Here is a 23,145-nt window from a genome sequence, read left to right on the forward strand (position 1 = left end):
GCATGCCGCAGGGAGCAGCGGCCGGCACTGGCCAAACTGGTTGGGCTCACGCGGGCACCGCCGGATCCTTTCCGGAAGCCCACAGAACCATGTTGCTCATCAGCCTGCCGTAGTGCGGCCAATCGAGGAATTCTGCCGACAGCCAGTGGGGACCGATGTCGGTCGTCCATGCCACGCTGCGGCCCTTGCCGATGCAGCGCGTGGCAAGCAGCGGCCAGTGGCTGTTGCGGTGGCCGCAGGTCGCCACGAGGATCGAGGAGCCGTCATATCGGAACGACACCTTGTTCAGTCCGAGAATGGCGGGCAGCGGTTCTTCGATCTCTGCCAGGATCGGGTGCGTGTCGCGGCGTATCGTCGGTTTCAGGCCCTCGGGTACCTCGAGGCCGTCGCTGTAGGGCAGGCACCGCACCGGAAGCACGTCTTCCACCGGCGTGTCGAAAAACTTCGCGCCGCCGAACATGCCCTGGAAGCCCATATAGCCACCGGCCATGACCAGGCCGCCGCCGGCCTCGACATAGCTTTTCAGGACCTCGAGGCGGTTTACACCGCAACGCCCGAGGCGCGTCTCGGGTGTCATCAGCAGGGAAAGCGCGCCGACGTCGGAGATGACGACGGCGCCATATTGTCGAAGGGCCTCGACGGAGGTCGGGAACTCCGAACCGCATTGTTCGGAGCCGATCTGGGTCACCGCGACATCGGCCTTTGCGAGAGCCGCGTTGAAGGCAATCGCGCCATTGGTCTGCGAGGCGCTGGCGATCACGTCACCGCCCACCGCAACCAGTGTCGTGGCCCGGAACGTTTCGCCGGCCAGCAGTATCTTCAAGGCTGCCATTGTGTTGCAAACTCCTTCGGCGGGCGAAGGCACACGGGGTGCGCCTCCGCCCCAACCGGTCAGAACTTGAATTCGGCGAGATTGTCCGGCGTGACGATCTTGGCCGGCCCGAGGATCAGTTCGCCCTTGGCGCCGATCGTGTATTCGCCGAGCCGTCCTGCCGAGAACTTGTCGCCCTCCTTGCCGGTGATCTTGCACTGAGCCAGCGCCTGGGCGGTCTGGTAGGTGAGGTAGCCGAGATCCGAAACGTTCCACCAGATGTCCTGGGCGGCGCCATCCTTGATGTATTTCGAGATCAGCGTCGCCGGCGCGAGACCGGTGAGCTTGACCTTGCCGATCATGCCGGCCTCCTCAAGCGCACGGGCCGCGGCAGGCAGGCCGATGCCGGCAGGCACGATGATCGCCTTCAGGTTCGGAAAGGCCTGCACCAGGGCCAGCGCCTGCTGCTGGTTGACCTGCTCACTCTCCTCGCCATAGGCAACCTGCACCAGCTTCATCCTGGCGAACTTCGCATCGCTGGCCAGCTTGCCCTTGATCAGCTCGATCCAGGCATTCTGGTTGGTGGCGGTCGGCGTCGACGACAGGATCGCGAATTCTCCTTCGCCGCCGGTGAGGTTGAAGGCGCTTTCCAGCATCATCTCGGCCAGGCTTGCGCCAAGGGCCTGGTTGACGAAGATCGAACGGGCATCGGCCGCGACATCGGAATCGTAGGAGATGATCTTGACGCCCTGCTTGGCGGCCCGTTTCAGCGCCGGCGCGACGGCATTGGCGTCATTGCCGGAAATGGCGATCACGCCGACCTGCTGCGACACCAGGCTGTTGATGAACTCGATCTGGGCATCGGCGGTGGCCTGGGAAGGCGCAACCTGAATGGCCTTGCCGCCGATCTCCTTGGCGGCTTCCTCTGCGCCCAGCTGGGCGGCCTTGAAATAAGGATCGGTGTCCAGCTTGGGCAGGAAGCCGACGGTCACCGGCTCCTTGGCGCATTCGTCCGCAATGGCGAATGTGGTCGGGACAAGAAAGGCAGCCGTTGCAAGAAGGGCCAGGCCAAGAGATTTCATGTTACTCCTCCTTTGGTTTTCGGGTCTTGTGGGTGGGGATGTTTCGATCATCCCTTTGTCTCGCGCAGCGCGCGCGACCTGCTTTGCGACTCCTCGAAGGAGCGCCAGTGGTTTCCAACCAGCAGCGAGCCGATCAGCAGCAGCCCGATGATCATGCCCTGCGCGTCGCCGCCGATCTGGTTGAGGGCGAGCACGTTGCGCACGATGGCGATCAGGACGAGCGCGAGCATCACGCCCGTCAGCTTTCCCTTGCCGCCGAACACGCTGACGCCGCCCAGAAGGACGATGGTGATCACGTCCAGTTCCATGCCGAGCGCGTTGTTGGCACGGGCGTTGGAAAGGCGCGCCGTATAGACCATGCCAGCGATCGCGGCCATCACGCCCGAGACGATGAAGAGGCCAAGCACCATTCGCCTGGTCCTGATGCCCGAATAGCGCGCCACTTCCGGATTGCCGCCGAGCGCGTAGATGCGTTTGCCGGTCGGGGTCTTCTGCAAGAGGACGGCGAAGATCGGAGCCAGGACAAGGAAAGGGATGATCGTCAGCGGGATCTGCGTGCCCGGCACATTGTCGATGCCGAAATCGACCAGCGACGGCGGCAGGACATTGATCGAGCCGGTGCCGAGCAGGATGTAGCCGAGGCCCCTGTACAGCGCCATCGTGCCCAGCGTGACGACGAGCGACTGCAGCGCGAGCGCCGAGACGAGGAATCCGTTGAAGGCGCCGAGGATGCCGCCGAACAGCAGCGTCAGCGGGATCGCGGCGGGCATCGGCACGCCGGCCTGCAGCAGCAGGCCGAAGATCACCGACGACAGCGCCAGGAGCGAGGCGATCGAGAGGTCGATCTCGCGCACGATGATCAGCAATGTCATCGGCAGGATGAGCAGCGCCTTCTCGGACACGCTGGCGGCAAGCTGCGACAGGTTGAAGCCAGACAGGAAGTTGGGGGCGAAAACCGTAGCGTAGCCGAAGACCAGCGCGCAGGCCGTGGCCAGAAGCAGATCCCAGAAGTCGATGGACGCAAGCAGCTTTTTCATGACGATCAGCCTCGCTTTGCCTGGCGGCCGCGGCGCACGATCAGGGCGTCGATGCCGATGGCGATAAGGATGACCAGCCCGTAGACCGCCTGCAGCCAGAGCGGATCGACCCTGACCAGCGTCAGCCCGTTGCGGATGAGCAGCAGGGTGAGTGCGCCGAGGGTCAGGCCGAGCAGCGTTCCGGCGCCACCCCTGATGGCGACCCCGCCGACAACCGCCGAGGCGATGACGGTCAGCTCGAAACCCACGGCGACGCGGGCGTCGATGGTGGCATAGCGCGAGGCCCATAGCGCGCCGCACAGGCCGCCGAGCAGCCCGGCGATGGCGAAAGCCGCCAGGATGCGCCTGTCGGCCGGAATGCCGATCAGCCGCGCGCCATCCGGATTCGAACCGACGGCGAAGAGTTCACGACCGAACGATGTCCGGTAGAGCAGGACATAGGCAGCCAGAAGCACCAGCGCGGCAATGACGACGATGAGCGGGATGCCCAGCATCCTGTAGCCGGTCATGTCCAGCCATCGCTGCGTGACCTCGTCGGCGCTGACCTGATTGCCGGCCGCCCACAAGGAATTGAAGCCGCGATAGATCGACATCGAGGCCAGCGTGACGACGATGGAGGGGATCTGCCCCCTGGTCACGACGAGACCATTCAGCAGTCCGGCAGCGAGGCCAACCGCACAGGCCACCGACAATCCGACCAGGATGTCGCCGCCGGGGAAGGCCTGGACCGCGCTTGCGGCCATGTAGGCGGAAAGGCCGATGACGGAGCCGATCGAAAGGTCGATGTTGCGGGTGATCAGCACCAGCATCTGGGCAAGGGCAGCGACGATCAGCAGGGCGGCATCCATCGAAACCGCCGTGAGATTGGCGGCGCTGACCATGCGCGGATTGATGATGGCAACGGGAATGACGACCGCCAGCATGGCTGCCAGGAGCCCGAGCTCGCGGCGCTTCAGGAAATCCAGCCGACCGGCTTTTCCGGCGCCCGGCTGATCATCCACGGAATGGGCCGACGCACTGGCGATGTCGCTGGTGGTGGCGGCCTCGAGGACCTTTTCCTGCGAGACCCCGCCCTTGATGAATTCGGCGGTCTTGTGCCCTTCGCGCAGGACAATGATGCGGTCGCACATGCCGATCAGTTCGGGCATCTCCGAGGAGATCAGGATGATGGCCATGCCTTGCGCGGCGAGATCGGCAATCATGGCATGGACCTCGGCCTTGCTGCCGACGTCGATGCCTTGCGTCGGCTCGTCCAGGATGAGGATGCGCGGTTCCGTGCGCAGCCATTTGGCCAGCACGACCTTCTGCTGGTTGCCGCCCGACAGTTCCTTGACCGGCTGCTGGTAGCCCGCGAAGCGGAGTTTCATCTGCTTGAGGAAGCCGGAGACCAGTTCGGTTGCCCGCCCCGCGTTGTAAAGACCGCGCGGAGCGGCCCGATCGAGACTGGGCAGGATCGCGTTGTCCAGGATCGAGAAATCGGTGACGAGGCTTTGTCCGAGGCGATCCTCCGAGACATAGGCGATGCGTGCGCGCATCGCATCGATCGCCGACGCGAACCGGACCGGCCCGCCGTCGATCAGGATGGTGCCGGCGTCGGGCCGGTCCACGCCGAACAGGGCACGTGCGATCTCGGTGCGGCCGGAGCCGACAAGGCCACCCAGCCCGAGCACCTCACCGGCATGCAGGGCAAGGTCGATGCCGGAGAAGGCGCCGGCTCGGGAAAGCCCCCTCGTCTCGAGAACGAGGTCGCCCCGGGTCTGCGTCCGCTCCGGATAGAGCTCGGTCAGTTCACGACCGACCATCATGGAGATGGCGCGACCACGGCTGAGCTCGGCCTTGGCGCAGACGTCGATCAGGCGGCCATCGCGCAGCACCGCGATGCGATCGGCGACATGGAAGATCTCGTCCATGCGGTGACCGACGAACATCATCGCCACGCCGCGGGCCCGCAGATCATCGACCACGGCGAACAGCCGGGTCACTTCCCTTTGCGAAAGCGCCGCGGTCGGCTCGTCCATGATGAGGACGCGGGCGTCGAGAGAAAGCGCACGCGCAATCTCGACCAGTTGCTGCTCGGATGTGCGCAGCGTCCCGAGCAGGGTTTCGGGCGGCACGTCCAGCCCGACGGTGGCGAGTATCGTCCCGGCCTTCGCCGAGGCGGTTGCGGCGTCTATGCCGCCGAAGCGGTCACGCGGCATATGCCCCAGATAGATATTCTCGGCCACGGACAGGTCGGGAAACAGTCCGGGATGCTGGTGCATGACGGCAATGCCGGCGGCCTGGGCATCGTGCGGCGACCGGAACGCGACCGGATGGCGATCGACATGGACGCTTCCCTCGGTCGGGGCATAGACACCGGCCAGCAATTTCACGCAGGTGCTTTTTCCGGCGCCGTTCTCGCCGAGCAGTGCCAGCACCTCGCCGGGACGCAGATCGAACGAGACATCCCTGATAGCGACGGTACCGCCGAATGCCTTGGTGACCCCGATCAGGCCAATGGGCGCGCCTGCGGCTGCCTCCCGCTGCACATCGCGATGCGCATCCATTCTCCGCCGACCTCCCGTAGCATCAAATGTTTTTTTAACTTGCTATATTAAATGAGATCGGATGACAATGGCGAAAATTGACTTCGCGGGAAGCGGCATGCGAAGCTCATTCATTACGAAGGGCTAACGCAACGATGCTCAGTGCGGCCTTCGCGACGAGGGCCGAGGCACGGAGAGTTCTCTTGAGCGGAAAAGGCAGCAATTCCATCAAGTTGAGGCACTACAACGAGCGTTTCGTGCTCGATGCCGTTCGCCGCATGAAAGAAGCCTCCAAATCGGACCTCGCCAGGGCGGCGAATCTCACGCCGGCCGCGGTCGCCGATATTGTCGATGGGCTTGAAGCGTCCGGTTTCGTTAAGCAGATTGGAAAAAGGTTCGGACAGCGTGGTTCGCCGTCCATCCTGTACAGACTGACGCCGGAACGCATCTACAGCGTCGGCATCAAGATCGGCCGGCGGGCGCTCGAAGCGGTGCTTGTCGATTTTGCCGGCGAGATCCGATCGCGGGAAACCCATGAATACCGCTATCCCGCGGCGGACATGGTGCTGCGCGGCGGCAACACGGCGCTGGCCAATTTCCGCAAGCTGGTGAACAGCCTCGACGAAGCCTCCATCGTCGGCGTGGGCATCGCTTCACCCTACTTTCTCGGCGACTGGGGTGACGAGCTCGGCTTTCCGGAAGACATCGGCGGAAGCTGGGCCGCCATCGAGCTGGAAAAATTCTTCGACATCGATCCGAAGACACCCGTCTTTGTCGAGAACGACGCGACCTCCGCGGCCCTGGCCGAACTGGCACAAGGCATCGGATCGCGGTATCGCGACTTCATGCATGTGTCGATCGACACCTTTGTCGGCGGCGGCCTCGTCCAGGGCGGCAAGGTGCATACCGGTCCGCATGGCAACAGCGCGGCGCTCGGGCCGCTGCCTGTCTCGCCGTCGAAACTCAGTTCGGCCTCGCGCAGCTCGGCAAAGTACCAGAGCCTGCTGCATCGTGCGTCGATCTATGTGCTGGTGAACCATCTCAAGGCCCACGGCATCGACATCAACCGCGTCCGCGAACTGGACCCGCTGCCTGCAGGCGCCCGCGAGCCGCTGCTCGAATGGATGGACGATTGCGCCGAGGCACTGGCCGAAGCCGTCATCGCCATCACCTCTGTCATCGACATCGAGGCGATCGTCCTCGACAGCATCCTGCCGCGATCGATCCATCAGGATCTGCTGGCGCGCGTCCAGGCGCAGTTCGGTTCCGCCAATGCGGTCGGCATCATCGCGCCGGACATCGTCTCGGGCCAGTTTGGTCCGGAAGCGTCGCCGCTTGGCGCCGCCCTGCTGCCCTTCTCGGTTCTCTTCGGCCCGGACTCGGGCGTGTTGATGATCGGCAAGGACAGGACCAAGCTGCCCGGCAGCCTGGCCACCTTCGCGGCAGGGTAGACAGCGGCAGCGCTGGGGCAGCCCGCGCCCCGCAACGGGACCGGAACCGATCTCACTCGATGGATGTAGAACCAACCGGCAGGTCAAAGACCAGGAGCCCCGGTTCGTCGAGCGGCAGTTGCGCGGCCACGTCGCCAGACGGGCTGAGGACAGCGGTCGGGCCCCAGCATATCTGCCCGTCCCTTTCGCCCGTCACGTCTGCCGAAACCAGCCACATCCCGGTCTCGCGACAGCGCTCGGCCCGCACCGCATTGTGGGCGTGCCGGTATTTTTCCGCCGTGTGCCGAGGCAGCATGTTGTTGGCCGGACATACGATGAGAGAGGCACCGCTGTCGGCCAGGGACTTCGACGCAGCGGGGAAATTGGTGTCGAAACAGATGTTGATGCCGAACTGCAACCTGCCGACCGCGAACACATCGGCACCATCTCCAGGATGGAAGCACCGTTCGCCGGCAAGCAGGCGGGTCTTGCGATAGCGCCCGACGAGCGCCTGATCGCGCACGACCACTGCGGTGTTGAAAAGCCGGTCTCCCGCGATCTCGATCAGGCCGAACACGGTCGTCGGCGCGTCCGGCTGAAACATGCGCAGCAATGCCGTGAAGGCCGGCGAGCCGAGATCGAGGGCATGCCGGCGCGCGGCCTGCCCATCGGTCAGATAGCCCTGGAGGAAACATTCCGGCAGGCACAACAGCGACACGCGCTCGCGCTGCGCCTTGTCGGCCAGATGCAGCATGTATCCAGTCGCTGCCGCGATATCCTCGCGGAATTCAGGCGTCTGAGCGGCCGCGATGCGAATGGTTGTCCCCATGGCGCGATCCTAGAGCAATTCCAGGAAAAGTGTGTAGCGGTTTTCGGTCCGGAATTGCGTTAAAACAAAGAGTTAGAGCGTTTCCGTCTTTCAAGAAAATGCCAGACCGCTGCGCGCTTTTGCTGGAATTGCTCCGCGGCATTTCCGCTTTCCGTGAATTGCGGGGCTGCTGCTGGCTCGCCTTTTCCACCTCGGTGGCCGTGCCGAACCGGCCGATGGCGCGATAGGCCCGTGTGTGAGACTGACAGAGGCACAGACATGGCGGAGATTTCGTTCCTTTCCCTGGCGCACGTCCCGCTCGCCGAGGCATGCGCAACGCTGAACGCCGGTTATGAAGGCTACGTCGTGCCGGTCGCCTTCGATCCCGTGTCGCTCGCCCGCCGCATCCAGGCGGAGCACATCGACCTGGTGGCGAGCCAGCTGCTGCGCGTGGACGATCGGAGCGCCGGGATCATGCTGATCGCGCGACGCGGCCACACCAGCCGCCTCGCGGCGCTCGGCATCGCGGCCCCTTTGCGCGGCGCCGGCATCGGCGCGCGGGCCGTAGCCGCGGCGATCGCCGAGGCGCGCTCGCGCGGAGACCTGCGGCTGGTGCTCGAAGTGATCGACAGCAACACCAAGGCGATCTCGACCTACACGAAGGCCGGCTTCGCACCACGCCGCAAACTGGCGGGCTACACGCACGATCCGGTCCCGCCCGCCGCATGGGAGGACAGTCTCATGCCTTGTGCGGCAGACGACATCCTGCCGTTGCTGCTCGGTGCCTGGCCCGATGATGCGAGCTGGCAGACGTCACCGCTTTGTTTTGCCGGCGCAACGAAGCCGATCGAGGCGTTCCGGACCGGTGACGCGGCCGCGCTGGTCGATGCGAGCGGACAGGCGGTGAGGCTGCTGGCCTTCGCGGTCCGCTCGCCACGGCAGGGCATCGGCCGGCGTTTCATGCAGAGCCTGCTGGCACGGTTTGCGGACCGGCCCTGGACGATCCCGGCAACACTGCCCGCCACCCAGGCCGCCGGCTTCCTGGCCGCTACCGGCTGGAAACAGGCAGCACTGTCGCAACTGGAGATGGAGCTGTCGCTGGCATAGGCGCGGTCATCGAGCCAGGCTGTAGCGCAGTATGGGGCGTGCAGCCGCGTGCCGCGCCACTTCCCTGAACCCTGCCCGGATAAAGGCCGATGCGACACCCGGAAATGTGTTGCGCGTGCTGCCAGCGATCGTCGTATCGATCGGATAGGCCTCGACGGCGGGAGCACCAGCCAGCCTGGCCGCGTTCAGCGCAGCTTCGATGAGTTCGCTCATCACCCCCTGCCGCCGGTGGCGATGGTGCACATAGAAGCAAGGTATCGACCAGACCGGGCTGTCATCCACCCGCACGAACCACGGCGCCTTTTCAAGCCAGGGCAGGCCGCTGCGCGGATACAGGCGGCACCACCCCACCGGCTTGTCTCCGTCGAAAGCCAGCAGGCCCGGTGGTGGATCTCCGGCAATCTGGTTGCGCAGCGCCTTCCTGTTCTCCTCGCGCGGTCTGCGATGGTAGGAGGCACCGACACACCAGTACATGCACCAGCATCCATTGCTCGCCCCGGCCCTTCCGAAGAGCGCCTCCAGATCAGGCCAGAGCTCGGGCGTTACGGATTGCACATGCATCGCGATGATCTCCGAAATGATCGTATCACCTGACTGCAGACGGCACCTAGATAAGCACCCTCCTGCAGATCGCCCTGATGATCTCGTCGGGTGCTACTGTTGCATCGATTGGCACTCCGAAATGAGCGTGCCGATGAGCTTCGACGCATTCCAGGGAACGACGGTGCTCAAACTCGCTGATGTCCCTTTTTTCGAGTGTCGCACGCCTCATCAAGCGAGCCCGAACCGTTTCCAGGGGAGCAACAAGGCAGAGTTTGTGAACAGGGGCGGTTTTGCCCAGAGCGGCGGCGAAAGTTTCGAAATAATCCCGATTGGTGAAAGCCATCGGCACGACAACAACAGTGGCATGTCGATGCTTGCGCCTCGCACCATGAACGATCAATCGACGCCAAAGGGCAAGATCCTGATAGTCTAGCGGCTGCCTCGCCATGCCAAGCGCCCAGGGAGGCAGCCGACGCAAAACGTACCCCACATCCTCGGGGTCGTAGAGAGCTGTATGCGCTACGCTACGCACCAGCAGCTCGGCCACCGTGGTCTTGCCAATGCCAAATGAACCATTGAGCAGAATGAACATTCGACCTCAGGGATTGGCCCGACTATCAGGCAGGAACGACTGTTGTAGCCCGTTGTTCCAGCTCGGCCGAAGCTTACGCCTGGATTGCCGTTCAGGCCATTCAAAGCGGCAGCACGGTTGCGGCGGCCTGCTTCAGCAGCGCGATCGTCTCCATGGTCCGCTGCTCGCCCATCCTCTCCCTGAGCACATAGATGCCGACCGTTCTCTTGCGCGCGGGGTCGGTCAAGGACAGCCGGTGCAGTCCGCGGCGCTCGAACTCCCTGGCCATCACATCGGTGTGGTTGATCACCGCATCGGTGTGTTCGACATAGTCGAGGCAGGCGGCGAGCGAGTTGGAGGCGAACGTATAGTGCTGCTGGTCGAAAGCGCTGTCGGCAAGGGTCTGCGTCCATGTCTCGAAGAAACGCTGGTGGCGCGCTTCCGGAACGGCGGTGCTGACCATCGGGAAGCGGTCGATGTCGGCCATGGTGCAGGGGCGCCCGAGAAGCGGATGGCCCGCGCGCACGAAATAGCCCGCGCCGACCTGCATGAGCGGGATCAGTTCGGTGCCGGTGTTGTGGCTCAACCCCTCGATCTCATGCGCCACGAACATGGAGATGTCCCCGCCGAGCAGCAGGTCCATGCAGCGCAGCTGATTTCCAAGACTGACATAAATGCGCGCGCCCGGATGGCGCTTCGAATGGTCGACCACCATGTCGCGGATGAACAGCGACCACCACGAATAGCCTGAGCCGATACGCAGACCTTCCTCGGTGCGCTGGCGCTGCCGCTCGAGCGCTTTCAGTGTGTTGTCGTAGAGACGCTGCATCAGCCTGGCATTCTGGTAGAGCGTCTCGCCATATTCGGTGAGCCGCACGCCGCGCGGCGTGCGGATGAACAGCGGGACGCCCATCGTCTCTTCGAGCCTGCGCATGTTGACGGTCAGGGAAGGCTGCGAGACCAGCGCGGCCGTCGCGCCGCCGCTCATCGTTCCAGCCTCCGCGACGGCCATGAACTGGCGCAGCATCTTGTTCATCGCGCGTGTCCTCCACCCATAGATTTTATCTATATCGAAGACGGTACTTCGTATTTTTCTTTCAATCCAGCCTGTGCGACCTTGGCGCGTCTAGACGACTTGCCGGAGATCCCCGGCAGGGGACGCAAGGTGCCCACAGGACCGCGGGAGGAACCGGTCGGTGGAACCGCATCACCGTCCCCGGGGAAACGGCCGGCGAACCCGGGAGGAACCTGAAATGCGATTCCATATGAACAGACGCCAGTTCCTGGCGGGTGGCTCGGCGACGCTCGCACTGGCGGCGGCCGGACCCGCATTCGCGCAGCAGCAGCGGCTGCGGATGATCTTCTGGGGCAGCCAGACCCGGGCGGAGCGCACCTATGCCGCCGCCGACCTCTTCATGAAGGCCAATCCCGGAACCGGTGTCGAGGGCGAGTTCCTCGGCTGGAACGATTACTGGGCGAAGCTGGCGACGCAGACCGCCGGCGGCAACGCACCCGACATCATCCAGATGGATTATCGCTACATCGTCGAATATGCGAGCCGTGGCGCGATCGCGCCGCTCGACGACTTCGTGGGGACGGCGCTCAATGTCGCGGACTTCGACCCGCTCCAGGTCGACAGCGGCAAGGTCGGCGGCAAGCTCTACGGCATCAGCCTCGGCGCCAACTCCGTGGCCATGATGGTCAACAGGGCCGTGTTCGAAAAGCTGAACCTGCCGTTGCCGAATGCCAGCACCACCTGGGATGATTTTTCCCAGCTGGCGGTGGAAATCACCAATGCCGGCATCCGCCGCAGGTTCTACGGCGCCGCCGACGGGTCGAAAAACGAGCAGATCTTCGAGAACTACCTGCGCCAGCGCGGCAAGGCGCTTTACACGGCGGACGGGCAGCTCGCCTTCGAGGCGAGCGACGTCGCCGAATGGTTCGACATGTGGGCAAAGCTGCGCGAAGCCGGCGCCATCCCGCCTGCCGACATCCAGGAGCTCGACCAGCAGAACATCGACACCTCGCTGCTGACCCAGAACAAGGTGGCCGTGGCCTATGCGAACTCGAATGAGCTGGTCGGCTACCAGAAGCTGAACAAGGAGCCGGTGGCGCTGGCGAATTTCCCCCGGCTCACCGCCGAGTCCAAGGGCGGCCACTACCGCAAGCCGGCGATGCTGTTCTCGGTCTTCGCCAAATCGCCGAACCAGAAGGCCGCCGCGGAATTCATCTCCTATTTCGTCAACGACCTGGAGGCGGCCAAGGTGCTCGGCACCGAGCGGGGCATTCCGGAATCCTCCAAGGTGCGCGACGCCTTGTCCGCGACGCTGGACGAGGTCGGCAAGACGATGCTGTCCTATGTTGCCGGCCTCGGCGACCTGGCGGCCAAGCTGCCGCCGTCGCCGCCGAACGCGGCCGGCGAGGTGCTGATCGCATTCCAGCGCACCGCGTCGGGCGTGGCGTTCGGTTCGCAGAGCAGTTCGGATGCCGCCCAGGCCTTCGTGACCGAAGCCGGCGCCATCCTGAAGCGCAAGACATGACAACGGAGTCGATAGCAGCGACGGCCGGAGATGTCGGCAGGGCCTCCGGCTGGTCGAGGCTTACGGAAGGCTTCGGTCCGGGCTATCTGTTCCTGACGCCCTGGCTGATCGGGCTGTTCTGCTTCACGCTCGGCCCCATCGTCTATTCCCTCTATCTCAGCTTCACCCGGTTCGATCTGCTGACGGCACCGGACTGGGTCGGGCTGGAGAATTACCGGCGCATCCTGACCGAGGATCCGAAGTTCCTCGCCTCGATGCGGGTGACCTTCCTCTACGTGCTGTTCTCGGTGCCGCTGAAGCTGGCCTTCGCACTGGCGGTGGCCATGCTGCTCAACAAGGGCATCAAGGGGCTCACCCTCTACCGGGCGATTTTCTACCTGCCGTCCCTGCTCGGCGCGAGCGTTGCGATCGCAACGCTGTGGCGCACCATCTTCTCGGCCGACGGGCTGATCAACCAGTTGCTGTGGTCCTTCTTCGGCATCAATGGGCCGAGCTGGATCACCAATCCGAAATACGCGCTCTGGACCCTCGTCGTGCTCGGTGTCTGGCAGTTCGGTTCGCCGATGATCATCTTCCTGGCCGGGCTCAGGCAGATCCCGCAGGACATGTATGAGGCAGCGAGCCTCGATGGAGCGAGCGGCTGGCGGCAATTCTGGAAGATCACGCTGCCGTTGCTGACCCCGATCGTCTTCTTCAACATGATCATCCAGACCATCGAGGCGTTCAAAAGCTTCACGCCGGCATTCATCATCTCTGGGGGCCTGGGCGGTCCCGTCAACTCGACGCTGTTCTACGCGCTCTACCTCTACCAGGAAGCCTTCAGCTTCTTCCGCATGGGTTATGCCTCGGCGCTGGCCTGGGTGCTGCTGGTCATCATCTCGCTGTTCACGGCGATCTCCTTCCTCACCTCCAGATACTGGGTGCACTATGACGACTGATGCACACCCGGGCTCTCTCGAGGCCGAACTGGCGGACCGGCGCCCTCTGTGGCGGTCGCTGCTCATCCATGCGGCGCTGATCGCGATCTGTTTCGTGATGATCTATCCGCTGCTGTGGATGATCTCGGCATCCGTCCGCCCACACGACGAGATCTTCAGCTCGGCGGGGCTGATCCCATCCTCGGTCGACTGGAGCGCCTACTGGCGCGGCTGGAACGGCCTGCGCGTCTCGTTCGGAACCTTCTTCCTGAATTCCTTCGTCATCGCGGGCCTCGCCGTCATCGGCAATGTGCTCGCGTGTTCGCTGACCGCCTTCGCCTTCGCGCGATTGGAATTCTTCGGCAAGCGCTTCTGGTTCGGCGTCATGCTGGTGACGTTGATGCTGCCCTATCAGGTCACGCTCATCCCGCAATATGTGCTGTTCCTGAAGCTGGGCTGGGTCGATACCATCCTGCCGCTGGTCGTGCCGAAATTCCTCGCCGCGGATGCGTTCTTCGTCTTCCTGATGGTGCAGTTCTTCCGCGGCATCCCGCGCGAGCTCGACGAGGCTGCAATGATGGATGGATGCTCGGCCTGGCGCATCTACTGGAAGATCATGCTGCCGCTGTCGACGCCGGTGCTGGCGACGGCCGCGGTCTTCACCTTCATCTGGACATGGGATGATTTCTTCGGGCCGCTGATCTACCTCAACGACATGCGCCAGTACACGGTGATGCTCGGCCTGCGCACCTTCACCGACTCGACTGGCGAGAGCGATTTCAGCGGCCTGTTCGCCATGAGCGTTGCGAGCCTGGTGCCGATCTTCCTGCTTTTCCTGGTCTTCCAGCGCCTGCTGATCGAGGGCATCGCCACGACGGGCATGAAACGGTGACGACAGGTCACCGAAGCCACTCCTCCAACTCATGAACGGTAGACTGATGAGCATTCGATTTGCAGCCATGGGCCTCAACCACGGCCACATATACGGGCAGGTGAACTGCCTGCTCGCAGCGGGTGCGGAGCTCGTCGCCTTCCATTCCCCGGAAGATGAGCTGGCGAGGTCCTTTTCCGCAAAGTATCCCGGCGTGAAGCGGGTCGGCGACAGGGCCGCCATCCTGGAAGACCGCTCCATTCATCTGGTGGTGACAGCGGCGATCCTGGACGAGCGCGCCGGCATTGCCATCGAGGCGATGCGCCACGGCAAGGATGTCATGAGCGACAAGCCCGGCATGATCAGCCATGCACAGCTGGATGCGATCCGCAGCGTGCAGGCCGAAACGGGTTGCATCTATTCGGTCTGCTATTCCGAGCATTTCGAGACACGTTCCACGGTCAAGGCCGGCGAGCTGATCAAGGCCGGCGCCATCGGCGAGGTGATCCACACGGTCGGCCTGGGGCCGCATGCCATTCACAATGGCCAGCGGCCGGACTGGTTCTTCGACCGCAGGCGCTATGGCGGAATCCTGTGCGATATCGGCAGCCACCAGTGCGAGCAGTTCCTCTTCTTCACCGGAACGCTGGATGCGGAAGTCGCCTCGGCTACCGTGGCGAACCGGGGCAACCCGGATCGCCCCGGCCTGCAGGATTTCGGTGACATGCACCTGAAATCGCCCAGGGCGACCGGTTACGTGCGGGTCGACTGGTTCACCCCGAAAGGCCTGCCGACCTGGGGCGACGGCCGCCTGACCATCCTCGGCACGGAAGGGTACATCGAATTGCGCAAATACATCGACATCGGCGGCAGCCCGGGCACCGATCACATGTTCCTGGTCGACAGGAAGGGAATACAGGCGATCGATTGTTCGAACGTCGAGCTGCCCTATGGCGGGCAATTGATTGCCGATGTCCTGAACCGCACCGAGACGGCGATGAGCCAGGCACACTGCTTCAAGGCAATGGAGCTGGCCCTCGATGCGCAGAAATTGGCGGAGCGCGGCACGGAGTGGGCCCAATGAGCAGGATTTTCAACGTCGCCGTCGTCGGTCTCGGCATCGGCAGAAGCCACATCACGGAAGGCTATGCCAGCAACGCCGACAAGTTCAGCGTCAAGGCGCTCTGCGATCTCGATCCGGGGCGGCTGAACGACGTCGGCGATACGTTCGGGGTCGAACGGCGCATCATCGACTTCGACGCGCTGCTCGGCATGGACGATATCGACATCGTCGATATCTGCACGCCGCCGGGCACGCATCTGGCTCAGGTCATGGCGGCCCTCAAGGCCGGCAAACATGTGATCTGCGAAAAGCCGCTGGTCGGCTCGCTGAGCCAGATCGACAGGGTGATCGCCCAGGAGAAGGTCTCCAGAGGGCTGCTGATGCCGGTCATGCAATATCGGTTCGGCGACGGCGTCGAGCAGGCCAGGGCCATCATCGACGCCGGCATCGCCGGCAAGCCCTATATCGGCACCGTCGAGACGTTGTGGCGCCGCGACGCGGACTATTATGCCGTTCCATGGCGCGGCAAATGGGCGACCGAGCTCGGCGGCGTGCTGATGACGCATGCCATCCACCAGCACGACCTCTTCACCTATCTGATGGGCGACGTCAAAAGGCTGTTCGGCCGGGTTGCGACGCGGGTCAACGCGATCGAGGTCGAGGATTGCGTGACCGCCAGCGTCGAACTTGCCAATGGTGCGCTCGGCAGCCTGACGGCGACGCTCGGCGCCGGGGACGAGATCAGCCGGCTGCGTCTGATGTTCGAGAACGTGACCTTCGAAAGCGATCATGAACCCTACAATCCCGGCGCCAGACCCTGGACGATCCAGCCGCGCAACGCCGATGCGGCGGCACGGATCGAGGCCTTGCTGAAGGACTGGAAACCATTGCCCTCACGGTTTCAGGCACAGATGGGCCGCTTCCACGAAACGCTGCTCGGAAGGGCGCCGCTGCCGGTCACCAGCGCCGACGCGCGCCGGTCGCTTGAGCTCGTGACGGCCTTCTATCATTCCTCCTCCACGCGTGAAGACGTAGAGCTGCCCATCGGCACGCATCACCCGCGCTATGACAGCTGGCTTCCGCCGCAGTATCGGGCCGCGTGACGGACAAGGGAGGGGGACCAATGGCCGCCAGTATCGAGCTGCGCAACATCACCAAGGCCTATGGCGACGTGAAAGTCATCCATGGCGTCGACCTGTCGATCGAACCGGGCGAGTTCACGGTCTTCGTGGGCCCTTCTGGCTGCGGCAAGTCCACCTTGCTGCGGCTGATCGCCGGACTGGAGCGGATCACCGGCGGCGACCTGCTGATCGATAGCCGGCGCATCAACGAGGTGCCGGCATCGAAGCGCGGCATCGCCATGGTGTTCCAGAGCTACGCGCTCTATCCGCATATGTCGGTTCGCAAGAACCTGTCCTTCGGCCTGGAGACCATCGGCACGCCGAAGGCCGAGATCGCGAGCCGCGTTGCGAAAGCCGCGGAAATCCTGCGCATCACCCCGCTTCTCGACCGGCGCCCGAAAGCGTTGTCCGGCGGGCAACGCCAGCGCGTCGCCATCGGCCGCGCCATTGTGCGGGAGCCCAGGATCTTCCTGTTCGACGAGCCGCTGTCGAACCTCGATGCGGAACTGCGTGTCCAGATGCGGGTGGAGATCGCGAAGCTGCACAACGATCTCGGCAACACGATGATCTATGTCACGCATGACCAGGTCGAGGCGATGACGATGGCCGACAAGATCGTCGTGCTGCGCAGCGGTGTCGTCGAGCAGGTTGGCGCTCCGCTCGACCTCTACAACAGACCGCGCAACCTCTTTGTCGCCGGCTTCATCGGCTCACCGAAAATGAACCTGCTCACAGCCGGCTCGAAAGACAGGCACCTGCAGGTGGCAGGCAATGCCTTGTCGCTGTCCCGCGCGACAGCGGGCGCGACGACACTGGGCGTACGGCCCGAGCATATCGGCATCACCGACAGCGAGGGCGTCAAGCTGGCGGACGTCAAGGTGGAGCTGATCGAAAGCCTGGGCGGGCAGACCCTGGTCTATGCCACGACCACGGACGGACAGGCGATGACGGTCGCCCTCAACGGCCAGCGACAGGTCGAGGTGGGGACAAGCATCCCGGTCTACATCGATCCGGCCCGCATCCATCTGTTTGCAGCGAACGGCAACGCGCTGCCTGAAGCATGATCCCGAAAAGATGGGAATGATGCCCAGGATATTTCGCGGATGAACGAGCAGGCTGTTGGCGGCGAGACCGAGGCGTCATGCGCCCCGGCCCTGCGTCGACAAGGTTACTTGCCGCAATAGTTATCGTTCACGATCGGCCCATTGCCCGGCTGTGGCCCGTCATAGGCCGATCCATAGGCACATGGACCGGCGCCACTGTTACCCTGGGACGGTCCACTCTGATCATGGATGCTCTGGGTGGTCGTCGTGTCTACCGCATTGGGATAGACCGGTTGTGGTTCCACCGTGGTCGGCCCCGGCTGGTTGGGATCGACGCGGTCGTTGACCATCGGATCACCCATACCCTGTGCCATAGCCGAACCGGCAAGTCCGACCGCGAAAGCCGAAGCGATGATGATCTTCCTGAGCATGATGCTCTCCTTCGTCTGGTTGCGGTTGCATAGGGCTAACCGGACAAAGGAACGAAGGTTCCGACAAAAATCGAGCGTTTCCGATCGGTCCCGGACCAGCTTCATTGAACGCCCGGCCACTCTATCGGCGCCCAGCCTTGAACAGCGGCGCGCGTGGCGTGCTCACCGTGACGGGCACATCTTCCGCGCGCACATAGATGCCGGTGACCTCCGCAAAGCCGATGAAGGTGCGCATGGCGTCGAGCTCCGACACATGACCGATCGATACGGCATTACAAGCGTTCCAGGTGCACATGTAGACGTGGCCGCGCCTGTCTTCCGGCCAACGGCGCAGGAAAGCTAGCGCGCGCTCGACCGTGGCAATCTCTTCGATCCTGCCGTCGAACATGACGTGCACGGGTTTGTTCGGCTGCCTGTCCATCGTGGCCTCCAACCCACAGCTGTGGGTTTAGATCAACGCGCCCATGCAGTCTCAGGTTTCAGAAATCTTCACCCGGGAGCATCATACCGCCCGGCAGATCGGGTCGTGTTCCGCCTGGGCCGCCGTCAGCGCCATCCGCGTTTCGGCCGTCAAATCGGTGGCCGGCCACCCTCGACAATTGCCGCATCGGCCGGCAACCGACCGCTACGCCTCGACACGAGCCGACGGATCACGACGTAAAAGACCGGCGTCAGGATCAAGCCGAAGGCGGTGACGCCAAGCATGCCGGCAAACACCGCGACACCCATGGCCTGGCGCATTTCCGCGCCCGCGCCCGTCGCGATGACCAGAGGCACGACACCCGCGATGAAAGCGAGTGACGTCATCAGGATCGGTCTCAGACGCAGGCGAGCGGCCTCCAGAACCGCGGCCAGCGGATCATGCCCCTTCTTTTCTTCTTCATGGGCAAATTCCACGATCAGGATGGCGTTTTTCGCCGCCAGTCCGACCAGCACGACAAAGGCGATCTGGGTAAAGACGTTGTTGTCGCCTGCGAACAGCCAGACGCCCGTGATCGCTGACAGCAGCGCCAGTGGTGCGATCAGAAGAACCGCGAACGGCAATGACCAGCTGTTGTACTGCGCAGCGAGGATCAGGAACGCCAGCAGCACCGCCAGGGGAAACACGATCATCGCCGTATTGCCGGCCTGCTTCTCCTGATAGGTCAGATCGGTCCATTCGAATGCCATGCCCGGGGGCAGCGTTTCGCGCATGATCTGCTCGATCGCCGCCGTGGCCTGCCCCGACGAATAGCCCGGGGCGGGTCCTCCGGTGATGTCGACGGAGGGATAGCCGTTGTAGTGCATCACCCGGTCAGGCCCGGAACTGGTCGCGACCGCAGCCAGGGCTGCGAGCGGGACCATCTCGCCGGCCGCATTGCGCACCTTCAGCTGCGCGATGTCGTCCACCTGCGTGCGGAACGGCTCGTCGGCCTGGACGATGACACGGTATGTGCGTCCGAAACGATTGAAGTCGTTGGCGTATAACGACCCCAGATTGACCTGAAGCGTATCGAAGACCTCGGTCAGGGGAATCCCTTGCGTCTTTGCCTTGACGCGATCGAGATCGACCTGGACCTGGGGCGCATTGACCTGGAAGCTTGCCATCATCCCGGCAAGCTGCGGTGTCGTCATGGCCTTCGCCATGACCTCGCCCTGTACCTTGGCAAGTGCCTCCAGCCCGGCGCCGGAACGATCCTCGATCTGAAGCTTGAAGCCACCCGTGGTGCCGAGCCCCGGCACCGGCGGCGGCGGGAAGATGCCAACGAAACCATCGGGTATCTGGCTGAATTTCCCCATCAGGCGGCCGGCGATGGCATTGGCGGAAAGCGATGGATCCTTCCGCTGGTCGAACGGATCAAGCATGGCGAAAACGACGGCGGCGTTGGGGAGATTGACGAAACCGTTCACCGAAAGGCCAGGGAAGGCGACGACGCTTTCAACGCCGGGTTCAGCCAGCGCGATCTTCGACATTTCCTTGACGACCGCGTCGGTTCGATCCAACGAGGCTCCGGACGGCAATTGGGCGATCCCGACGAGGTAATATTTGTCCTGGGCCGGCACGAAACCGGTCGGAACGCTCTGGAAGCCCATCCATGTCGCGCCGAGCAGGCCCGCATAGAGCAACAGCAGGATGCCGCTGACGCGAATGGCACGCCGCGCCGCGCCGACATAGGCGTTCGATGCGCGATCGAAGAAGCGGTTGAACAAACCGAATAAGCGCCCGAACAGGAGGTCGATGCCCCTGGTGAGCCAGTCTCGGCGTGCACCGGCATGATGCGGTGTCAAAAGCAGTCCAGCCAGGGCAGGCGAAAGGGTGAGCGAGTTGATGGCCGACAGGACCGTGGATATGGCGATGGTGACTGCGAACTGCCGATAGAACTCGCCCTGGAGGCCGGAGAGAAACGCCGACGGAACAAACACTGCCGCAAGCACCGAGGTGATCGCGATGATCGGCGCGGTCACCTCGTCCATCGCCTGGTGCGCCGCCTGCCGGGGTGTCCTGCCAAGGCCGATATGGCGCTCGACATTCTCGACGACGACGATGGCATCATCGACCACGATACCGATCGACAACACCAGTCCGAACAGCGACAGGGTGTTGAGCGAGAAGCCCAGCATATGCATCACTGCCAGGGTGCCGATCAGCGATATCGGAACGGCCACCAGCGGAATGATGGAGGCGCGCCAGGTCTGCAGGAACAGCACGACGACGATCACGACCAGCAGGATCGCTTCCAGCAGGGTTTCGACGACCGCCGCCAGGGACGCCCGAACGAAGACGGTGGGATCATAGGCGATCCGGTATTCCAGCCCTTCCGGGAAGTCGCGCTTCAGTTGCTCCATCTCGGTGCGAACGGCGTTGGAAACGTCCAGTGCATTGGCGCCCGGACGCTGGATGATCTGCATCGCAACAGCCGGTTCGCCGTCGAGAAGGCTGCGCAGTGCATAGCCGTCGGAACCAAGTCCGATCCGCGCGACATCCCGCAGACGCACGGTCTGGCCGTCCACACCGGTCTTGATGACGATCTCGCCAAACTCTTCCTCGCTGGACAGCCTTCCCCGCGTGCTGACGGTGACCTGGTAGCTCGCCGCCTGCGACGGTTGCTGGCCCACCGACCCCGCCGCCACCTGGACGTTCTGCTCGCGAATGGCGGCGATCACATCGCTCGCCGTCAGGCCGCGCGCCGCGACCTTCGCGGGATCCAGCCAGATACGCATGGCATATTCGCCCGCCCCCCAGATAACGACGTCGCCTACGCCCGGTAACCTGGCAATGGTGTCGCGCACCTGAAGGGTGGCAAAATTGGAGATGTAGAGGGGGTCATAGCGCTTGTCGGGCGAAACGAGATGGACAACCATCAGGATATCGGGCGACGTCTTCTGCGTGACGACACCGATCCGCTGCACTTCCTGCGGCAAACGCGGCAGGGCGCGCGACACGCGGTTCTGCACCTGGATCTGTGCCATGTCGGGATCGGTCCCGTGCGCGAAGGTGACGGTGAGCGTCATCCTGCCGTCGGTGGCAGCCTGCGAGCTCATGTACAGCATGCCCTCGACACCATTGATCGATTGTTCGAGAGGAGAGGCAACGGTCTCGGCAATGACTTCGGGATTGGCGCCGGGGTAACTCGCACTCACCTGCACGGTCGGCGGCGTGACGGACGGATATTCGCTCAACGGCAATTGAAACAGCGCAAGCGCGCCGACGATCAGCATCAGGGCCGAGAGCACGATGGCGAAGATCGGGCGGTTGATGAAAAAATGAGGCAGGTTCATCGGCGTGCCTCCCAGGCATCGCCGTCGTCAAGGCTGGATGCCGACTGCTGCGCCGGCACCATCGCCACCCGGTTCGGCGTCACCTGCATGCCAGGCCTGACAAGCCCCTTGATGATGATCGTTTCACCAGGCTTCAGGCCGCTGTCGACGATGCGCAAACCCTCGCTCATGGCGCCTAGGCCGACGGGCCGGTACTCGGCCTTGTCGCCGGCGCCGAGCACCAGCACATAGCGGCGCCCCTGATCTGTCCCGATGGCCTGGTCGTCGACAAGCACGGTTTCCCGCGGGGCGTCCGTCGCGAGTTTCACGCGGGCAAACAACCCGGGCATCAACAGTCCGCCCGGGTTGGCGAGCACCGCCCGTGCGCGAATCGTGCCGGTGCCTCGATCGACGCGGTTGCCCAGATAATCGAGCGTCCCGGTGTGCGGGTAGTTGGCATCGGTGGCGAGGCCGACCTCGACCGGAAACGAGGAGGAATTTTGACCGGCCTCCCCCTGGTGGGCACGGCTGAGGAAACTCAGATAGGTTGCCTCGTCTATGTCGAAATAGACATGCATCGGATCGACGGAAACGATCGTGGTCAGCAGCGTGGCGGCCGAACCCGATGCCCCTGTGACGAGGTTGCCCTCCGTCACCAGCACCCTGTCGGCACGTCCGGAGATCGGTGCGGTCACGCGGGAATAGGATAGCTCGAGTTCCGCCGCCGCGACCGCGGCCCTCGCTTCCTCCACCTGCGCCTGCCGTTCCCGCTTTCTGGACAGCGCATCGTCATGGGTCTTGCCGGAAATCGTTCCCGTCGGGGCAAGCCGTTGTGAACGGCCGAAATCGGTTTCCGCCTGGGCGAGCAGAACCTCGGCGCGCTGCTGTTGTGCCCTGGCATTCTGCAGCGCGACTTCAAACGGACGGGGATCGATCTGGAACAGAAGCTGGCCGCGCTCGACGAATCCGCCTTCCGGGACATGGGCGGATTCGATCATGCCGCCGACGCGCGGCCTGAGTTCGATCGTGCTCGGAGCAGCCACCATGCCGGTGAATTCAGCCCACGGCGCCATCACACGCGTGACCACTTCGGCGACCGGAACCTGCGGTCCGGGAGTGGAAGCGACCTCGCTTGTTTCAGCGGCTTTCGCCAGGCTGACATCCACGATCGGTGAATAGACATAAGCGAACAAGGCACCGCCGCTCAGCACGGCTGCCGTAAACAGGAATATTTTCGACCTGACGGTCATGTGAAGCGCCCTCGTCGTCGCAATGCGCGACGCCAGAACGACGCCGCTCGATGATCTTCGGCGACGCTACGGGTTCCCATGATGGGAAGGTCAACAGGGGTTCGAAACATTCGGGGTAGCCCAGCAGACCGGGCGGTGCGGATAGCCGCGGCTTGCTGTGGATCCTGCAGCGTCCCATCCACGCGCCTGCAGCGCGGCCAGATCGATGGTCCAGGCCAGCTGGAACAGGACACAGCTATTGTCCTCGCCGGCACATG

The 23,145-nt window shown here is 63.7% G+C and carries 20 protein-coding genes; 8 read left to right on the top strand and 12 right to left on the bottom strand.

The features are described 5' to 3' along the window. Positions 1-46: 46 nt before the first annotated feature. Genes ACFJIU_RS22525 through ACFJIU_RS22540 form a run of 4 tightly spaced genes read right to left on the bottom strand, consistent with a single transcriptional unit; the run spans position 47 to position 5,476 of the window. Positions 47-832, bottom strand: a complete 786-nt coding sequence (locus ACFJIU_RS22525; RefSeq protein WP_379063704.1) for a glutamine amidotransferase — start codon at positions 830-832, stop codon at positions 47-49. A 59-nt stretch (positions 833-891) separates the two neighbouring features. Then, positions 892-1,893, bottom strand: a complete 1,002-nt coding sequence (locus ACFJIU_RS22530; protein ID WP_379063706.1) for a rhamnose ABC transporter substrate-binding protein — start codon at positions 1,891-1,893, stop codon at positions 892-894. A 47-nt stretch (positions 1,894-1,940) separates the two neighbouring features. Then, positions 1,941-2,930 (bottom strand): ABC transporter permease, encoded by a 990-nt coding sequence (locus tag ACFJIU_RS22535; protein WP_379063708.1) that lies wholly within the window; start codon positions 2,928-2,930, stop codon positions 1,941-1,943. Positions 2,931-2,935: 5 nt separating this feature from the next. Beyond that, the gene (locus ACFJIU_RS22540; protein WP_379063710.1) at positions 2,936-5,476 is read right to left on the bottom strand and encodes an ATP-binding cassette domain-containing protein; all 2,541 of its coding nucleotides are present in this window, start codon (positions 5,474-5,476) and stop codon (positions 2,936-2,938) included. Between the two features lie 182 nt (positions 5,477-5,658). Here ACFJIU_RS22540 and ACFJIU_RS22545 point away from each other — a divergent pair, with 182 nt between their 5' ends. Beyond that, a complete protein-coding gene (locus tag ACFJIU_RS22545) occupies positions 5,659-6,906 on the top strand; it encodes an ROK family protein (protein WP_379063712.1) in 1,248 nt (415 codons plus the stop codon). A 52-nt stretch (positions 6,907-6,958) separates the two neighbouring features. On the opposite strand, the gene ACFJIU_RS22550 is transcribed toward ACFJIU_RS22545, so the two are convergent. Beyond that, positions 6,959-7,714 (bottom strand): carbon-nitrogen hydrolase family protein, encoded by a 756-nt coding sequence (locus ACFJIU_RS22550; protein ID WP_379063714.1) that lies wholly within the window; start codon positions 7,712-7,714, stop codon positions 6,959-6,961. Between the two features lie 258 nt (positions 7,715-7,972). On the opposite strand from ACFJIU_RS22550, the gene ACFJIU_RS22555 reads away from it, so the two are divergent. Continuing rightward, positions 7,973-8,800: a GNAT family N-acetyltransferase gene (locus ACFJIU_RS22555; RefSeq protein WP_379063716.1), complete on the top strand. Its 828-nt coding sequence runs from the start codon at positions 7,973-7,975 to the stop codon at positions 8,798-8,800. Between the two features lie 6 nt (positions 8,801-8,806). Here ACFJIU_RS22555 and ACFJIU_RS22560 read toward each other — a convergent pair whose 3' ends face one another. From ACFJIU_RS22560 to ACFJIU_RS22570, 3 genes are all read right to left on the bottom strand, one after another. After that, a complete protein-coding gene (locus ACFJIU_RS22560; RefSeq protein WP_379063718.1) occupies positions 8,807-9,274 on the bottom strand; it encodes a GNAT family N-acetyltransferase in 468 nt (155 codons plus the stop codon). Positions 9,275-9,407: 133 nt separating this feature from the next. Then, complete coding sequence (locus ACFJIU_RS22565; protein WP_379063720.1) at positions 9,408-9,935, bottom strand: AAA family ATPase; 528 nt, start codon at positions 9,933-9,935, stop codon at positions 9,408-9,410. Between the two features lie 100 nt (positions 9,936-10,035). Next, on the bottom strand, positions 10,036-10,950 hold the full coding sequence (locus tag ACFJIU_RS22570) for a LysR family transcriptional regulator (RefSeq protein ID WP_379063722.1): 915 nt from the start codon (positions 10,948-10,950) through the stop codon (positions 10,036-10,038). Positions 10,951-11,167: 217 nt separating this feature from the next. On the opposite strand from ACFJIU_RS22570, the gene ACFJIU_RS22575 reads away from it, so the two are divergent. The 6 genes from ACFJIU_RS22575 to ACFJIU_RS22600 are packed head-to-tail and all read left to right on the top strand — an operon-like array spanning position 11,168 to position 17,490. Next, positions 11,168-12,454: an ABC transporter substrate-binding protein gene (locus ACFJIU_RS22575; RefSeq protein ID WP_379063724.1), complete on the top strand. Its 1,287-nt coding sequence runs from the start codon at positions 11,168-11,170 to the stop codon at positions 12,452-12,454. After that, positions 12,451-13,392 (top strand): carbohydrate ABC transporter permease, encoded by a 942-nt coding sequence (locus ACFJIU_RS22580; RefSeq protein WP_379063726.1) that lies wholly within the window; start codon positions 12,451-12,453, stop codon positions 13,390-13,392. Before ACFJIU_RS22575 ends, ACFJIU_RS22580 begins: the two co-directional genes overlap by 4 nt. Further along, a complete protein-coding gene (locus tag ACFJIU_RS22585) occupies positions 13,382-14,263 on the top strand; it encodes a carbohydrate ABC transporter permease (RefSeq protein ID WP_379063728.1) in 882 nt (293 codons plus the stop codon). The genes ACFJIU_RS22580 and ACFJIU_RS22585 overlap by 11 nt, the downstream gene beginning before the upstream one ends. A gap of 43 nt (positions 14,264-14,306) precedes the next feature. Next, on the top strand, positions 14,307-15,326 hold the full coding sequence (locus ACFJIU_RS22590; RefSeq protein ID WP_379073196.1) for a Gfo/Idh/MocA family protein: 1,020 nt from the start codon (positions 14,307-14,309) through the stop codon (positions 15,324-15,326). Beyond that, a complete protein-coding gene (locus ACFJIU_RS22595) occupies positions 15,323-16,408 on the top strand; it encodes a Gfo/Idh/MocA family protein (RefSeq protein ID WP_379063730.1) in 1,086 nt (361 codons plus the stop codon). Before ACFJIU_RS22590 ends, ACFJIU_RS22595 begins: the two co-directional genes overlap by 4 nt. A gap of 20 nt (positions 16,409-16,428) precedes the next feature. Next, complete coding sequence (locus tag ACFJIU_RS22600) at positions 16,429-17,490, top strand: ABC transporter ATP-binding protein (RefSeq protein WP_379063732.1); 1,062 nt, start codon at positions 16,429-16,431, stop codon at positions 17,488-17,490. Positions 17,491-17,594: 104 nt separating this feature from the next. Here ACFJIU_RS22600 and ACFJIU_RS22605 read toward each other — a convergent pair whose 3' ends face one another. The 4 genes from ACFJIU_RS22605 to ACFJIU_RS22620 all read right to left on the bottom strand — a co-directional run bounded on the left by ACFJIU_RS22605 (position 17,595) and on the right by ACFJIU_RS22620 (position 22,888). Then, the gene (locus ACFJIU_RS22605) at positions 17,595-17,900 is read right to left on the bottom strand and encodes a hypothetical protein (protein WP_379063734.1); all 306 of its coding nucleotides are present in this window, start codon (positions 17,898-17,900) and stop codon (positions 17,595-17,597) included. Between the two features lie 121 nt (positions 17,901-18,021). Next, a complete protein-coding gene (locus ACFJIU_RS22610) occupies positions 18,022-18,321 on the bottom strand; it encodes a DUF982 domain-containing protein (protein WP_379063736.1) in 300 nt (99 codons plus the stop codon). A 149-nt stretch (positions 18,322-18,470) separates the two neighbouring features. Next, positions 18,471-21,659: an efflux RND transporter permease subunit gene (locus ACFJIU_RS22615; protein WP_379063738.1), complete on the bottom strand. Its 3,189-nt coding sequence runs from the start codon at positions 21,657-21,659 to the stop codon at positions 18,471-18,473. Then, positions 21,656-22,888, bottom strand: a complete 1,233-nt coding sequence (locus tag ACFJIU_RS22620) for an efflux RND transporter periplasmic adaptor subunit (RefSeq protein ID WP_379063740.1) — start codon at positions 22,886-22,888, stop codon at positions 21,656-21,658. The genes ACFJIU_RS22615 and ACFJIU_RS22620 overlap by 4 nt, the downstream gene beginning before the upstream one ends. Positions 22,889-23,145 lie beyond the last annotated feature (257 nt).

The sequence above is a fragment of the Mesorhizobium sp. UC74_2 genome (assembly GCF_042701485.1).
Lineage (GTDB): Bacteria > Pseudomonadota > Alphaproteobacteria > Rhizobiales > Rhizobiaceae > Mesorhizobium.